The organism is Acidovorax sp. sif0632, from assembly GCF_019218805.1.
Taxonomy (GTDB): domain Bacteria; phylum Pseudomonadota; class Gammaproteobacteria; order Burkholderiales; family Burkholderiaceae_C; genus Acidovorax; species Acidovorax facilis.
In genome coordinates, this window is the sequence record NZ_JAHUWW010000001.1 from 90,816 (window position 1) to 106,588 (window position 15,773).

Genomic DNA, 15,773 nt, shown 5'->3' on the forward strand with positions numbered 1-15,773 from the left:
GATAGGGTTGCGTGTGGTCAGCTCAAGCAAGGGCCTCAGCGGCGGGCTGTTGTGCTGCAGTCGTGCGGGCGGCGCTGTAGTCGCTGTAGCCATGCTCGGTGCCGCCGAACAAAGTCGCGGGGTCAAATGCGGCCAGCGGCAGCCCGGCGGCGTAGCGCGCCGGCAGGTCGGGGTTGGCAATGAAGGCGCGGCCGAAGGCCACAAGGTCTGCCATGCCGGATGACAGGATCTGCTGCGCGCGCTCGGACGTGTATTTGCCCGCCACGATCACGCGGCCGCTGTAGGCATTGCGCAAGGCCTGGCGGAAGTCATCGGGGATGCTGGGGGCGTCGTCCCAGTCAGCCTCAGCCAGGTGGATGTAGGCCAGGCCCAGCGTGTCCAGTTGGCGCGCAAGGTGCAGCATGGTCGGAATGATCTCGGGGCAGTTCATGTTGCGCTGGGTGATGAACGGGGCCAGGCGCATGCCGGTGCGCTCGGCGCCCGCCTCGCTGGCCACGGCGGCGGCCACTTCGCGGGCGAAGCGGGTGCGGTTGTCCATGGTGCCGCCGTAGGCATCTGTGCGATGGTTGGACGTGGTGCGCAGGAACTGGTCGATGAGGTAACCGTTGGCCCCGTGGATTTCCACCCCGTCAAAGCCTGCCCGCATGGCGTTGGCAGCAGCGCGCCGAAAGTCGTCGATCACACCCGCGATCTCGGCGGTGCCCAATGCCCTCGGCACCGGGCTATCGACCATGCGGCCCACGCCGTCGTCACCCACCACCCAGACTTTGGCCTCGGGCGACAAGGCGGATGGCGCCACGGGCAGGCCATCGGCGTGAAAGCTGGGGTGCGACATGCGGCCCACGTGCCACAACTGCAGCACCATGCGGCCGCCAGCGGTGTGCACGGAATCCGTCACCCGGCGCCAGCCTTGCACCTGGGCTTCGGTGTAGATGCCCGGCGTAAAGCTGTAGCCCTGGCCCTGGCGCGAGATCTGGGTGGCCTCGCTCACGATGAGCCCGGCGCTGGCCCGCTGGGCATAGTAGGTGGCCATCATCGCGTTGGGCACGTCACCGGGCTGGGTGCTGCGAGCCCGGGTCATGGGCGCCATCACCATGCGGTTGGGCAAGGTGAGGGGGCCAAGCGCCAAAGGGGCAAAAAGAGGAGATGTGGCAGTGCGGGTCATGGTCAAAGCTTGTGGAGTGGGCTGGACAGGCTTGTATGTTCGCTTTGTCTTATTTGTTTTTAAATAGCCTGTCGATTGAATGAATATTCAAAGAAAATTTGAAGATGGCCAGCTCAACGCCACGACCAAGACATGAAAAGCCTGCAAGACCTGGACATCTTTGTGCGCACTGTGGACAGCGGCAGCCTGTCGGCCACGGCCCGGGCGCTGGACCTGACCCCGGCAGCGGCCAGCGCGGCACTCAAGCGGCTGGAGGTCGAGCTGGGCGTGCTGCTGTTCGTGCGCTCCACGCGCAGCCTGCGGCTCACGCCCGAGGGCACGTTGTTTCTGGAGCACTGCCGCCCCGCGCTGGCCGCGCTGCAGCAGGTGCAGGGGCAGCTGGCCAGCGGCCGGGCGGGTGCGCTGAGCGGCACGCTGCAGCTGGCGGCGCCGTCCGACCTGGGGCGCAATGTGTTGTTGCCCTGGCTCGACGAGTTCCAAGTCGAGCACCCGGGCATCGCCGTCCGATTGCAGCTGTCAGATCGCATGGCCAACGTGTACAGCGAGCCGGTGGACGCCGCTTTTCGCTATGGCAAGCCCCAGGATTCGGGCCTGGTCGCGCTGCCGCTGGCGGCCGAGCACCGGCGCGTGCTGTGTGCGGCCCCGGCCTACCTGGCGGCCCACGGCGCGCCCCCCACCCCGCATGCGCTGGTGGACCATGACTGCCTGTGCTTCATGCTGGGCGAGGACGTGCATGACCGCTGGCGGTTCTGGGATGCGGCGGGCCAGGAGGCGCAGGTGCGTGTGCGCAGCCACAACGTGGCCAATGACGGCGATGCCGTGCGCCGCTGGGCCGTGCTGGGGCGCGGCATTGCCTACAAGTCGTACTTTGACGTGGCGCACGACCTGGCTGCCGGTCGTCTGGTGCCACTGTGCACCGACTGGACCACGGAGTCGGTCCCGCTGTTTCTGGTGGCCCCCAGCCGCAGGCAGCTCACGCCGCTGGTGCGTGCGCTGCGTGACTTCATGGCCACGCGGCTGCAGGCGCTGCAGTAGCAAGAGGTCGCCTCCTGATCTTTGCGTGTCGCGGGCGAGGGAGGAGAGGGGGGCCGCCGGCCGCCAATCGGTGGTCCGGATTCAGCGAGTGCCTGGGGCGGAGCGGTTTTACGCTCCGGTCGGAGTGGGGCGCCAAGCCATCGCTCGCCCGGCTGGCGGCGCAACTGGCGCCCGGCATTTCTCCCCAAGACCCAAAGGCATCTTCATGAATATCGTTCTTTTGCACGGCAGCTGGCACGGCGCCTGGTGCTGGCACAAAGTGGTCCCGCTGCTGCAGGCCCGGGGGCACCAGGTGCATGTGCCTGACCTGCCCGCTCACGGTCGCCATTGGCGGGTGGCGCGGGGGCGCACCACGCTCTCGGCCATGGCGGCGCATGTGTGCCGGGTGCTCGATGCGCTGGACGGCCCGGCGCTCATCGTGGCGCACAGCCGGGGCGGCATTGTGGCGTCCACAGTGGCCGAGTTGCGGCACCACAAGCTGGTGGGTGTGACCTACCTGGCCGCCTACATGCTGCGCCATGGCGAGCGGGTGACGGACTTCTTCCGCCAGGACAAGGCCTCGCTGGTGGCGCGCCACATCCATGTCAGCCGCAGCACCTTGACCGACCACCTGGCGCCCGAGGCCTACCGCCCCGCGCTGTACGCCGATTGCTCGGACGCCGACGTGGCGCTGGCCCAGGCGCTGCTCACGCCCGAGCCCTCGCTGCCCGCACTCACCCGGCTTGCGCTGACGGCGCCGCGCTACGGCAGCGTGCCCCGGCACTACATCGAGCTGACGCAGGACCGGGCCGTGACCATCGAGCTGCAGCGCAAGATGATCGCGGCCTCGCCTTGCGCCACGGTGTCATCCATCGAGGCGAGCCACTCTGCGTATTTCTCGCAACCCCAGCGGCTGGCGGACACCGTGCACCAGATTGCCGGTTTTCGCTGACGGGCCCGGGATGAGCGCGGCGGCCGCAGGGCTATCGCCCACGCGACGCCGCCGGGGCGCGGGTGCGCCGCACAATGCGACCCCCAACGGCGCATGCGCCGGCCTCGCCCAGAAAGACCCCCATGCTGAATTTCGACTTCCACAACCCCACCCACATCGCCTTCGGCCAGGGCCGCATTGCCGACCTGGCCAAGCTCGTGCCCGCTGCAGCCAAGGTGCTGATCCTGGTGGGCGGTGCCAGCGCCGAAAAGACCGGCACCCTGGCCGAGGTGCGCGCCGCGCTGGGCGAGCGCCAGCACGCCACCTTCAGCGGCATCGAGCCCAACCCGAGCTACGAGACCTCCATGAAGGCCGTGGCGCAGATCCGCGAAGGCGGGTTTGACTTCTTGCTGGCCGTGGGTGGCGGTTCGGTGATCGACGCCACCAAGTTCATCGCGGCCGCTGTCCGCTTTGAAGGTGATGACCCCTGGGCCATCCTCGAAAAGCACGGCCGCAACGTCAAGGGCGCCATGCCGTTTGGTTCCGTGCTCACGCTGCCCGCCACGGGCTCGGAGATGAACAACGGCGGCGTCATCACCCACCGCGCCAAGGGCGCCAAGCTGTCGTTTGGCAGCGTGCACACCTACCCGGTGTTCTCGGTGCTCGACCCCACCAAGACCTACACCCTGCCACCCCAGCAACTGGCCAATGGCGTGGTGGATGCGTTTGTGCACACGGTCGAGCAGTACCTGACCTACCCCGTCAACGCACCCGTGCAGGACCGGTTTGCCGAAGGCATCCTGCAGACGCTGATCGAGATCGGCCCGCGCCTGCTGACCGCCCCCGAGCCTGTGTACGACGACCGTGCCAACCTGATGTGGGCCGCCACCATGGCGCTCAACGGCCTGATCGGCGCGGGCGTGCCGCAGGACTGGGCCACACACATGATCGGCCACGAGCTGACCGCGCTGCACGGCATCGACCACGCGCGCACGCTGGCCATCGTGCTGCCCGCGCTGCTGCACGAGCGGCGTGGCGCCAAACGCGCCAAGCTGTTGCAGTACGGCGAGCGCGTATGGGGCATCACCACCGGCACGGATGACGAGCGCATCACCGCCGCCATCGAGCGCACGCGCGACTTCTTTGAAAGCATGGGCATCGCCACCCGCCTGTCGGGCTACGGCCTGGGCGCCGACACCGTGGGCGCCGTGGTGGCGCAGCTGGAAGCGCATGGCATGGTGACCCTGGGCGAGCAGCGCGAGATCACGCCCGCCGTGAGCCGCCGCATCCTCGAAGCCGCGCTGTAAGCCGCCGCCGAGCGGGAGGGCGGGCGGGCAGACGCTCGCGCCTCCCGTGGTGCATTTCGCGCCGCGCAGCGGCGTTTCGTCGCAGGGCGCTGGAGCCCGCTGCGGGTGCTGCCTACAGTGCCGTCAAGCCGCCACCTCGGGCGGCCATTGACGAAAGGCGCACCGTGATCCTCATCCTCTTCCTGGCCCTCCGCACCACATGGCGGGTTGCCCGTGCCCCGCTGCTGGCTGCTTTTGTAGCGATGCTGGCCTGGGCCACCCCGGCATCGGCGCAATATGCCGGGCTGCGCACCCTGGTGGTCCCGGGTGCCGAGCCCGTGACCGTGGCCTTGTACTACCCCACCCCCGCCGTGGCGCGCACCCTGCCCATGGGCCCGTGGCGGCCCGTGGTCACGCCGGGCGCCCCGGTGGCAACCGCGCCCCTCAAGGGCCTGATCCTCATCTCGCACGGCACGGGCGGCCATGAACTGGGCCACCACAACCTGGCCACGCGCCTGGCGGCCGACGGCTATCTGGTGGCAGCGCTGCGCCATCCGGGCGACAACTGGGAAGACCGGTCGATGATCACCTCGGGCCGCTATTTCAGCGAGCGCCCCCGCCAGGTAAGCCGCGTGCTGGACGCACTGCTGGCCAGCCCCGAATGGGGCTCCCGCATTCCGGCCGGGCGCATTGGCGCCGTGGGCCATTCGGCAGGCGGCTACACCGTGCTGGCCCTGGCCGGTGCGCAGGCCGAACCGGCCCGTGCGGCGCAGCACTGCCGCAGCGTGTCGGACGACCCCGGCTTTTGTAGCCTGGGCAAGCTGCCCGCCCGTGGCCAGACCGCCCAGACTACCAAGGAGGCCCCTGCGGCCGCCACCGCGGTATCCACACAGGCCGGCGCCCCCGCGCTCGATGGTCCGCTGGTCTCGGTGGCAGACCCCCGCATCCGCGCCGTGGTGGCCATGGCGCCCATGGCGGTGGTGTTCACACCCGACAGCCTGAAGGCCATCGGCGTGCCGGTGCGGCTGATGGTGGCCGAGCGCGATGCCGTGCTTCTGGGCCCCTACCACGGCGGTTATGTGGCGGCCAATCTGCCCTCCGCACAGGCGAGCACCGTGCCAGGTGCAGGCCACTTCGCCTTCATGGCCCAGTCTGTCTGGCCGCTGGCGTCCGAGGCGGGAGACGCCGCAGCCAACCCCGAAGGCTTTGACCGCGTGGCTTACCATGCCACGCTGGAGAACGAGGTGGCGGAGTTCCTGGCCAGGCAGCTGCGCTGAGATGCTGGGGGGCTTACAGCGCGGTAGTACCGTCCTGTAAGCCAATGCCGCAAACCTGCCTGCATCGCGGGACAACGGGCCCTATGGCTGGTACGGTGGTGGTTTGCTTTTTCCGATCAATCCCCACAACGAAAGCGACCTCCATGGCACACATCCTCATGGTTCTGACGTCCCACGACCAACTGGGCGACACCGGCAAAAAGACGGGCTTCTGGCTGGAAGAGTTTGCGGCACCGTACTACGTGTTCAAGGATGCAGGCGTGCAGATCACGCTCGCATCGCCTCACGGTGGCCAGCCGCCCCTGGACCCCAAAAGCGACGACGAAAACGCCCAGACCGATGCCACGCGCCGCTTCAAGGCCGATGCTTCAGCGAAGCAGCAGCTGGCCAGCACCGTGCCCCTGTCCAGCGTGAAGGCCGAGGACTTTGACGCCGTGTTCTACCCCGGCGGCCATGGCCCCCTGTGGGACTTGGCCGAAGACGCGCAGTCCATCGCACTCATCGAAAAGACCTTTGCGGCCGGCAAGCCGCTGGCGCTGGTGTGCCACGCACCCGGCGTGTTGCGCCACACCAAGGCGCCCGACGGGTCGCCCCTGGTGAAGGGCAAGAAGGTCACGGGTTTCACCAACACCGAAGAAGACGCTGTGCAGCTGACCCAGATCGTGCCGTTCCTGGTGGAAGACATGCTCAAGGCCAACGGTGGTGTGTATTCCAAAGGCCCTGACTGGGCACCCTATGTGCTGACCGATGGCACGCTGATCACGGGGCAGAACCCGGCATCGTCAGAGCAGGGCGCCCATGCCTTGCTCAAGCAATTGGGTTGATGAGGAAAAGGGGCTTCGGCCCCATATTTGCGCCGGGTGGACGCACCGGGTTATCCGTGTTCCACATTGGAAGCAAAAAGGGCTGCCAGCGCTTTATCCATCAGCGCAAGCAGCTATCAAATTGAAAGTGATCGTGTGGTGATGCCTGTCGCCAGACCACGCAGCGCTCTCGCTTCATTCAATACGGCAGGATGCCTGGCAACAGCGGGCGGTCTAGCCGGTGGCGCCACCACTTGAGTGCCTCGCCCATGTGCTCGGGTCGCCAGGCCAGCCAGAAGGTTTCGTCCGGGCGGGGCTCCTCCACCTGCAACTCCACCAGAATGCCGGTCTCCAGCTCCACGCGCACACAGGCGCGGGGCACAAAACCGTGGCCCAGACCTGCGGCCTGGCAAGCGATCTTGGCCTGCATCGATGGCACGGTGATACGGCGCTGGCCTGACAGCAACCCCACCGTGCGGTCGTTCAGCGAGCGCGCCCCGTCGCCCACCACCACGGCCGTGTGTTCCAGCAAGTCGCTGCGCGTGAGCGGCCGCTGCAGCTTGGCCAGCGGGTGTGTGGCCGTCACGCAAAAAGCGAAGGCCAGGCTGCCCACGGCCACCGCCTTGTAGCCACCCCCCGCTGGGCCTTCGCCTGCGGCCACGACGATGTCTGCGCGCCCTTCGCGCAGCGCCTCCCAGGTGCCTGTCAACGCTTCGCTGCTGATGCGCAGTCGGGTGCCGCAGTGCAGGTCTTCAAACGCGCAGATGTCCTGGTTGAACGCGTGCGTGGGGATGAGCGAGTCGTGCATCAGCCGCAGCTCGGACTCGAAGCCCGTGGCGATCTGCCGCATCCGCGATTCGAGCTGCTGCGCGGCGGCCAGCAGCCAGCGCCCCTCCTTGAGCATCTCTTGGCCGGCAGGGGTGAGCGTGACGCGCGGGCCGTTGCGGGTGAACAGGGCCAGGCCCAGCTGGTCTTCCAGCTTGCTCACGGCGTACGAGATGGTGGACGGCACCTTGTGCAGCCGCTCGGAGGCACCTGCAAACGAGCCGTGGCGGGCAATGGCGTCGATGGTTTCAATGGCTTCCAGCGTGAGTTTCAACATGGTCCAATTTCTTGATCTGCATCATCGAAATTATCGATGATGAGTTGGAAAACCTTTCAGCATACGCCCCGGAACGGCGCGAGATACTTTCTTCACCGCAGCACTGAAGCCTTGATGAATAGGGCGATGAGGCAAAAACCTCCCAGTGTGAATCACATCGACGAAGAAAGGATCTGCACCATGCTCGACACCCGCAAAGCCCAACACCGCGGCAACGCCAACCACGGCTGGCTCCATTCGCGCCACACCTTCTCCTTTGGCCACTACCACGACGCCAACCAGCAAGGCTTCTCCGACCTGCTGGTCATCAACGACGACCGCGTGGCCCCGGGCAAGGGCTTTGGCACCCACCCGCACCGCGACATGGAAATCTTCTCGTACGTGCTGGAAGGCGCGCTGGAGCACAAGGACTCCATGGGCACGGGCTCGGTCATCCGCCCCGGCGACGTGCAGATGATGAGCGCCGGCACCGGCGTGCGCCACAGCGAGTTCAACCACTCCAGCGACGAGCCCGTGCACTTCCTGCAGATCTGGATCGTGCCCGGTGTGCGCGGCGCCGCGCCCCGCTACCAGCAGGTGCACTTCAGCGAGTCCGACAAGCGCGGCCGCCTGCGCCAGATCATCTCGCCCGAAGGGGCCGACGGATCGCTGGCCGTGCACCAGGACGCCCGGGTCTACGCCGGCTTGTTCGACGGCAGCGAGGAGTCGGCCGATCTGGACGTGGGCCCGGGCCGCAACGTGTATGTCCACGTGGCCCGCGGCAGCCTGGACGTGAACGGCGAGCGGCTGTCCGAAGGCGACGGCGCCCGCATCCGCGACGCCGGGCCCCTGCGTTTTGCCCACGGCGAAGGCGCCGAGGTGCTGGTGTTCGACCTGCGGCCCAACGAGCTGCCCACGATGCCGCACTGAGCGGATAGGGCGCTCTGAGGAGCGGGGTGGGCGATGCCGCCCATCCCTTGCGCCCCGGCCCGCCGCATTGCCTTGTCTATTTTTTGTTTTTCTCGACGTCCTTCATCTTCAATTTCCAGGGAGTTCACCATGACCAACGCCAACGCCAACGCCAACGCCAACACGACCGCCGCAGCCAACGCCACCGCCCGCCCCGTCGCCTACGCCAAGCCCGGCGCCACGCTGCTCAACGCCGACGACCACACCCTGGTCATGATCGACTTCCAGTCGCAGATGGCCTTTGCCACGCACTCCATCGATGCAATCACGCTGCGCTCCAACGCGGGCCTGGTGGCCAGCGCGGCCGCCGGGTTTGGCGTGGACACCATCCTCACCACCGTGGCCGAAAAGAGCTTTAGCGGCCCCATGTTCGAGGAAGTGACTGCACCATTCCCCGGCCAGGCGCTGCTGGACCGCACCTCCATGAACACTTGGGAGGACGAGGCCGTGATCGCACGGGTCAACGCCATCGGCAAGCCGCGCATCGTGCTGGCCGGCCTGTGGACCAGCGTGTGCATCGTGGGCCCGGCGCTGTCGGCGTTGGACCAGGGCTTCGAGGTGTATGTGATCGCCGATGCCAGCGGCGACATCTCCGTGGAAGCGCACAACCGCGCCATGGAGCGCATGGTGCAGGCCGGCGCGCGGCCCATCACGGCATTGCAGTACCTGCTGGAGCTGCAGCGCGACTGGGCGCGGGGCGAGACGTACGACATGACGACGGGCATCGCCAAGAAGTTCGGTGGCGGCTATGGCCTGGGCATCACCTACGCCAAGACCATGTTCAACGCCCAAGAAGCCTGAAAGAGCACACCATCTTTCTACTGCGCGGGCCGATCTCGCACCTGCGGTCCTCGCCGTACGCAAGTACGGCTGCGGTCCTCGGTGCGACCTCGGCCCGCTCGCTACGAAATCTGGTGCACTCTTTGCGCTCTGCCATTGCTGAAATTTCGAAGTCCGAAGACCATGACACAACCAGCCCAAACCCCCGACCTCATCCTGCGCAACGGCCGCTTCACCACGCTGGACCGCGCCAATCCCACGGCCAGTGCGGTCGCCATTGCGCAAGGGCGCTTTACCAAGGTCGGTGACGACCGCGAAGTGATGGCGCTGGCCGGTGCGGGTACGCGGGTCATCGACCTGGGCGGGCGCAGCGTGCTGCCGGGGCTCATCGACAACCACCTGCACATCATCCGCGGCGGCCTCAACTTCAACATGGAGCTGCGGTGGGACGGCGTGAAGAGCCTGGCCGACGCCATGGCCATGCTCAAAGCCCAGGTAGCGGTGACGCCCGCGCCGCAGTGGGTGCGCGTGGTGGGCGGCTTCACCGAGCACCAGTTTGCGGAAAAGCGCCTGCCCACGCTGGCCGAGCTGAACGCCGTGGCGCCGGACACGCCCGTGTTCATCCTGCACCTGTACGACCGCGCGTTGCTCAACGGAGCCGCGCTGCGCGCCGTGGGCTATGGCAAGGACACGCCCGCGCCGCCCGGCGGCGAGATCGTGCGCGACAGCGCGGGCAACCCCACGGGCCTGCTGCTGGCCAAGCCCAATGCGGCCATCCTGTATGCCACGCTGGCCAGGGGCCCCAAGCTGCCGCACGACTACCAGGTCAACTCCACGCGCCACTTCATGCGCGAGCTCAACCGCCTGGGCGTGACCGGCGCCATCGACGCGGGCGGCGGCATGCAGAACTACCCGGATGACTACGACGTGATCCAGGAGCTGGCCGATGCCGACCAGCTCACCATTCGCCTGGCCTACAACCTGTTCACGCAAAAGCCCCAGCACGAGAAGGAGGACTTCCTGAACTGGACGGCCACCTCGCAGTACAAGCAGGGCACGGACTACTTTCGCCACAACGGCGCGGGCGAGATGCTGGTGTTCTCCGCCGCCGACTTCGAGGACTTCCGCCAGCCCCAGCCCGAGCTTGCGCCCGGCATGGAAGGCGAGCTGGAAGAGGTGGTGCGCATCCTCGCGCAGAACCGCTGGCCCTGGCGCATGCACGCCACCTACGACGAGACCATCGAGCGCGCGCTCAACGTGTTCGAAAAGGTCAACCAGGACACGCCGCTGGCCGGCCTGAACTGGTTCTTCGACCATGCCGAGACCATCTCGGAAAAGTCCATCGACCGCATCGCTGCCCTGGGCGGCGGCGTGGCCGTGCAGCACCGCATGGCCTACCAGGGCGAATACTTCGTGGAGCGGTACGGCGCTGCTGCGGCCGAGGCCACGCCCCCGGTCAAGCGCATGCTGGAGAAGGGCGTCAATGTGTCCGCCGGCACCGACGCCACCCGCGTGGCCAGCTACAACCCCTGGGTGTCGCTGTCCTGGCTCGTCACTGGCAAGACGGTGGGCGGCCTGCCGCTCACGCCGCAGCGCAACTGCCTCACCCGCGACCAGGCCTTGCGCATGTGGACCGAGAACGTCACCTGGTTCAGCAACGAGCAGGGCAAGAAGGGCCGCATCGAGGCGGGCCAGCTGGCCGACCTCGTCGTGCCCGACCGCGACTTCTTTGCCTGCCCCGAGTCCGACATCGCCGACACCACGGCCCTGCTCACCGTGGTGGGCGGCAAGGTGGTCTATGGCGTGGGCGACTTCGCGCGCTTCGACGACGCGGCCCCGCCGCCCGCCATGCCCGACTGGTCGCCCGTGCGCACCTTCGGCGGCTACGGCGCCTGGGGTGCCCAGGGAGGGGCGGACGGCGCGCCGCTGCAGGCCGTGCTGCGCAACGCGGCGGCGAACTGCGGCTGTGCGAGCAACTGCAACCTGCACGGCCACGCCCATGCCACGGCCTGGAGCAGCAAGCTCCCCGTGTCCGACCTGCAGGGCTTTTGGGGTGCGCTCGGCTGCGCCTGCTGGGCGGTGTGACGGTGCAGCACGCATTGCAAAACGCCGCCACCGCGCCCTGGGTGCAGACGCTGGCGCTGCTGTGCCTGTGCGCCGCGTACCTGCAGGGCGGCATCGGCAAGGCCCGCAACTTTGCGGGCGCCGTGGCCGAGGTGCGCTCGCTCGGCCTGGCCCCCGCCGCGCCCATCGCTGCCGCCACGCTGGTGCTGCAGCTTTCGGCCTCGGCGCTCATCCTGTCGGGCTGGTACCGCTGGCTGGGGGCGCTCGCCCTGGCGGGCTTCACGGCGCTGGCCGCCTTGCTGGCAGACCGCTTCTGGGCCGCGCCGCCCGCCGAGCGGCAGCGCAGCGCCAACGCATTTTTTGAACACTGGGGCCTGGTGGGCGGCATGCTGCTCGTCGCCTGGCACGACCTCGGAGGCCGCCATGTCTGATCACCGCCCAACCAAACCCGACACCACCACCGCACCGGGCAGCTTTGCGCCGCTGGCCATTCCCGTCTTTGCGGTGCTGTGGATCGCCACGGTGCTGGGCAACATCGGCAGCTTCATGCGCGACGTGGCCAGCGCCTGGATGGTGACCGAGCTCTCGTCCAGCCCCACCGCGGTCGCGCTGATCCAGACGGCCGCCACGCTGCCCGTCTTTCTGCTCGCCATCCCTGCGGGCGTGCTGTCGGACATCCTGGACCGCCGCCGCTTCCTGATCGGGGTGCAGGTGCTGCTGGCGGCCGTCAGCGGAACGCTGCTCATCCTGGCCAACACCCACACGCTGACGGTGGAGTGGCTGGTGGCCCTGACCTTTGTGGGCGGTATCGGTGCCGCGCTCATGGGCCCCACCTGGCAGTCCATCGTGCCCGAGCTGGTGCCGCGCAGCGAGCTCAGGAGCGCCGTGGCGCTCAACTCGCTGGGCATCAACATCGCACGCGCCGTCGGCCCGGCGGCGGGCGGCCTGCTGCTGGCCAGCTTCGGCGCGGCCATGGCCTACGGCCTGGACGTGCTGAGCTATGTGTTCGTGATCGCCGCGCTGCTGTGGTGGAAGCGCCCCAAGGCCGAGGCCTCAGGCCTGAACGAGCAGTTCTTCGGCGCCTTCCGCGCCGGCGTGCGCTACGCCCGCGCCAGCCGAGAGCTGCATGTGGTGCTGCTGCGCGCGGCCGTGTTCTTCCTGTTCGCCAGCTCAGTCTGGGCGCTGCTGCCGCTGGTGGCGCGCCGCATGCTGGGCGGCTCGGCAGGCTTTTACGGTGTGATGCTGGGCGCCGTGGGCGCGGGCGCCATCCTGGGCGCCGTGCTGCTGCCACGCTTGCGCAAACGGCTCAACACCGACGGCCTGGTGCTGCTGGCCTCGTTGCTCACCGCCGCCGTCATGGGCGTGCTGACCGTGGCCCCGCCCCAGTGGGCCGCCGTGGCGCTGATGCTGGTGCTGGGCCTGGGATGGATCATCGCGCTGACCACCCTCAACGGCGTGGCCCAGGCCGTGCTGCCCAACTGGGTGCGCGGCCGGGGCCTGGCCATCTACCTCATGGTCTTCAACGGCGCGATGGCCGCCGGCAGCCTGGGCTGGGGCCTCATCGCCGGGCAGGCCGGCTTGCCGGTTACGCTGCTGATGGGCGCGGTCGGTCTGGTGGCGGCGTCGCTCATCTTTCACCGCGTGAAGCTGCCCACCGGTGAGGCCGACCTGCAGCCCTCGAACCACTGGCCCGAGCCCCTGCTGGCGGAGCCCGTGGCGCACGACCGGGGCCCGGTGATGGTGCAGATCGAATACCGCATCGCCAAGCCCGACCGGCCCGCCTTCCTGCAGGCCATGCAGCACCTGTCCCAAGAGCGCCGCCGCGACGGCGCCTACGCCTGGGGCGTGGCCGAACACACGGGCGAGCCGGGCCGGGTCATCGAGTGGTTCCTGGTCGAATCGTGGGCCGAGCATCTGCGCCAGCACCACCGCGTGTCCAAGGCCGATGCCGACCTGCAAGCGGAGGCATTGCGTTTCCATGTCGGACCGGAGCGGCCGGTAGTGCACCACTTTCTGGCACTGACGCCGGGGGGCGTGGGTGAAGAGGGCGCCGCCCCGTCAACGAACGCTTCGCACGCACACTGAGGGGGATTTTTAGTTGGATTGGCCTGTAGCGCCAGTGGAATATACGCTGAATGCTATCAAATTGATATCGACTCGGTTGCGCAGATGAATGCGATCACACAGATGCCAACGTCGGCGTTTCCACGGTGCTGGCTTCCACCTCGACCAGGCAGTCATAAAACGTCGGCGCGCGGCCCAAGTCCGTGAGGGCCTGGCTGGTGACCTCGTTCACGTTGGTACCGTTCAGCCCCAACTTGCGCCACCAGATGCCCAGGCCATTCACAACCCCGGGCCGTGCGCGGCGCGACACGGTGGCGTGGCACAGGTAGCTGCCCCGGTCGTTGAACACGCGCACCACGGCGTCGTTGGCAATGCCGCGTGCTTCGGCGTCGTCGGGGTGCATTTCCAGCACCGGGCGGCCCTCGATGTTGCGCAGGCTCTGCACGTTCACGAAGGTGGAGTTCAAGAAGTTGCGCGCGGGCGGCGAGATCATGGCCAGCGGGTAGCGGGCATCCGTGCCCTGCAGTTCGTAGTTGGGCAGGTGGTCGGGCAGGCCGTCCAGGCCCTGGGCGGCCAGGCGGGCGCTGTAGAACTCGCACTTTCCAGAGGGTGATGGGAAGTTGCCTTCGGCGAACGGCGCATCGGGCAGCGCCAGCGTGGCAAAGCCTTGGCTTTCGAGCAGTGCGTAGTCCACTGCGTCGCCAAACGCCTGGCGGCACAGGGCCTCGTCGCTCTCGGCAAAACAGGGCTCGGCAAAGCCCATGCGCGCCGCCAGGTCGCGGAAGATCTGGGCGTTGCTACGGGCCTCGCCCAGCGGCGCAATAGCGGGGCGGTTGAGCAGCACGTCGGTGTGGCCGTAGCTCAGATGCACGTCCCAGTGCTCCAGCTGCGTGGTGGCGGGCAGGATGTAGTCGGCGTAGTCGGCCGTGTCGGTGCGGAAGTGCTCCAGCACCACCGTGAACAGGTCTTCGCGCGCAAAGCCTTGCACCACCTTGCCCGAATCGGGCGCCACGGCCACGGGATTGCTGTTGTAGACCACGATGGCCTCCACCTTCGGTCCGAACGCAGGCGAGGCCCCGCGCAGCAGGTCGTCGCCAATGGTGGACATGTTGATGGTGCGCGGTGTCTGGGCGGGCATCAGGTCGGGCCGCTGCAGCACGGCGCGCTGCGCGGGGAACTGGCCCGAGCTGGACAGCAGCACGCCGCCCGCGCTGTGGCGCCAGGCGCCCGTGAGCGCAGGCAGGCAGGCCACGGCGCGCACCGCATTGCCGCCGCCACGCACACGCTGCATGCCGTAGTTCAGGCGGATGGCGGCGGGCTTCGTCGTGCCGTAGTCCTTGGCCAGCTGGCGGATCTGCTCCACCGGAATGCCGCACACCTCGGCCGCGCGTTCGGGCGGCCACTGCAGTGCGCGCTCGCGCAGCTGGTCCCAGCCCAGCGTGTGGCGGGCGATGTAGTCGTGGTCCAGCCAGTCGTTCGCGATCAGCTCGTGCATCAGCGCCAGTGCCAGCGCCGCGTCGGTGCCGGGGCGCAGGGCAATGTGCTCGTGGCATTTGTCGGCCGTCTCGCTCTTGCGGGGGTCAATGCACACCAGCTTGGCGCCATTGCGCTTGGCCTGCTGGGCGTAGCGCCAGAAGTGCAGGTTGCTGCCGATGGAGTTGCTGCCCCAGATCAGGATGAGCTGCGATTCGGCAAAGAACTCCACCTTCATGCCCACCTTGCCGCCCAGGGTCTGCACCAAGGCCTCGGCGCCGGCCGATGCGCAGATGGTGCGGTCCAGCTGCGAGGCACCCAGCTTGTGGAAGAAGCGGCGGTCCATGCTCTCGCCCTGCACCATGCCCATGGTGCCCGCGTAGCTGTAGGGCAGGATGGCTTCGGGCGCGCGCGCGGCGATGGCCTGCAGGCGCTGGGCGATGTCGCTCAGCGCCTCGTCCCAGGTCACGGGCGCGAACTGGCCGGCCCCCTTGGCGCCCGTGCGCTTGAGCGGCGTGAGCACGCGCTCGGGGTGGTAGCTGCGCTCGGTGTACTTGCTCACCTTGGCGCACAGCACGCCGTCGGTGTGTGGGTGAGCGGGGTTGCCCTGTACGCGGGTGGCCACGCCGTTCTCTATGGTCGTCAACAGGGCGCAGGTGTCCGGGCAGTCGTGGGGGCAAGCGCCGCGCACCTGAGTCGGTACAGATAGAGGGGAATTTGCAGCAGAAGACGTGGGCATTTGGTAGGTTGATCGTTAAACTGGCAATCAGGGTTGGAACGGTTGTGCATATCTAGCCACCCTTCCAAGGAGGCTGCCTACCGGCAGCGCAGAGGGATCGCCCTCGATTCACAAGAGCAGAGATTTC

The 15,773-nt window shown here is 68.0% G+C and carries 13 protein-coding genes; 10 read left to right on the forward strand and 3 right to left on the reverse strand.

Annotated elements, in window-relative coordinates:
- Window positions 1-22 precede the first annotated feature (22 nt).
- Window positions 23-1,165 carry an alkene reductase gene (locus KW832_RS00375; RefSeq protein ID WP_218299024.1) on the reverse strand — a complete coding sequence of 381 codons (1,143 nt, stop codon included), beginning with the start codon at window positions 1,163-1,165 and terminating at the stop codon, window positions 23-25.
- A gap of 132 nt (window positions 1,166-1,297) precedes the next feature.
- On the opposite strand from KW832_RS00375, the gene KW832_RS00380 reads away from it, so the two are divergent.
- The 5 genes from KW832_RS00380 (at window position 1,298) to KW832_RS00400 (ending at window position 6,497) form a co-directional block, all read left to right on the forward strand.
- Complete coding sequence (locus KW832_RS00380) at window positions 1,298-2,200, forward strand: LysR family transcriptional regulator (RefSeq protein ID WP_218299023.1); 903 nt, start codon at window positions 1,298-1,300, stop codon at window positions 2,198-2,200.
- A gap of 205 nt (window positions 2,201-2,405) precedes the next feature.
- Window positions 2,406-3,131, forward strand: coding sequence for an alpha/beta fold hydrolase (locus tag KW832_RS00385; protein WP_218299022.1), 726 nt, complete (start codon window positions 2,406-2,408; stop codon window positions 3,129-3,131).
- A gap of 122 nt (window positions 3,132-3,253) precedes the next feature.
- The gene (locus KW832_RS00390) at window positions 3,254-4,417 is read left to right on the forward strand and encodes an iron-containing alcohol dehydrogenase (RefSeq protein WP_218299021.1); all 1,164 of its coding nucleotides are present in this window, start codon (window positions 3,254-3,256) and stop codon (window positions 4,415-4,417) included.
- Between the two features lie 164 nt (window positions 4,418-4,581).
- Entirely contained in the window at window positions 4,582-5,673 is a 1,092-nt protein-coding gene (locus KW832_RS00395) for an alpha/beta hydrolase family protein (protein ID WP_370628617.1), read from the forward strand.
- Window positions 5,674-5,816: 143 nt separating this feature from the next.
- Window positions 5,817-6,497 carry a type 1 glutamine amidotransferase domain-containing protein gene (locus KW832_RS00400; RefSeq protein WP_056745749.1) on the forward strand — a complete coding sequence of 227 codons (681 nt, stop codon included), beginning with the start codon at window positions 5,817-5,819 and terminating at the stop codon, window positions 6,495-6,497.
- A gap of 178 nt (window positions 6,498-6,675) precedes the next feature.
- On the opposite strand, the gene KW832_RS00405 is transcribed toward KW832_RS00400, so the two are convergent.
- On the reverse strand, window positions 6,676-7,578 hold the full coding sequence (locus KW832_RS00405) for a LysR family transcriptional regulator (protein WP_121422074.1): 903 nt from the start codon (window positions 7,576-7,578) through the stop codon (window positions 6,676-6,678).
- A 180-nt stretch (window positions 7,579-7,758) separates the two neighbouring features.
- Here KW832_RS00405 and KW832_RS00410 point away from each other — a divergent pair, with 180 nt between their 5' ends.
- The 5 genes from KW832_RS00410 (at window position 7,759) to KW832_RS00430 (ending at window position 13,455) form a co-directional block, all read left to right on the forward strand.
- Window positions 7,759-8,487, forward strand: a complete 729-nt coding sequence (locus tag KW832_RS00410) for a pirin family protein (protein ID WP_218299020.1) — start codon at window positions 7,759-7,761, stop codon at window positions 8,485-8,487.
- A 129-nt stretch (window positions 8,488-8,616) separates the two neighbouring features.
- Window positions 8,617-9,327: a hydrolase gene (locus KW832_RS00415; protein ID WP_218299019.1), complete on the forward strand. Its 711-nt coding sequence runs from the start codon at window positions 8,617-8,619 to the stop codon at window positions 9,325-9,327.
- A gap of 162 nt (window positions 9,328-9,489) precedes the next feature.
- Window positions 9,490-11,391 (forward strand): amidohydrolase, encoded by a 1,902-nt coding sequence (locus tag KW832_RS00420; RefSeq protein ID WP_218299018.1) that lies wholly within the window; start codon window positions 9,490-9,492, stop codon window positions 11,389-11,391.
- Window positions 11,388-11,801, forward strand: a complete 414-nt coding sequence (locus tag KW832_RS00425) for a DoxX family protein (protein WP_370628616.1) — start codon at window positions 11,388-11,390, stop codon at window positions 11,799-11,801. The genes KW832_RS00420 and KW832_RS00425 overlap by 4 nt, the downstream gene beginning before the upstream one ends.
- A complete protein-coding gene (locus KW832_RS00430; RefSeq protein ID WP_218299017.1) occupies window positions 11,794-13,455 on the forward strand; it encodes an MFS transporter in 1,662 nt (553 codons plus the stop codon). Before KW832_RS00425 ends, KW832_RS00430 begins: the two co-directional genes overlap by 8 nt.
- A 94-nt stretch (window positions 13,456-13,549) precedes the next feature.
- On the opposite strand, the gene KW832_RS00435 is transcribed toward KW832_RS00430, so the two are convergent.
- Window positions 13,550-15,646 carry a molybdopterin-dependent oxidoreductase gene (locus KW832_RS00435; RefSeq protein ID WP_218299016.1) on the reverse strand — a complete coding sequence of 699 codons (2,097 nt, stop codon included), beginning with the start codon at window positions 15,644-15,646 and terminating at the stop codon, window positions 13,550-13,552.
- Between the last annotated feature and the right edge of the window lie 127 nt (window positions 15,647-15,773).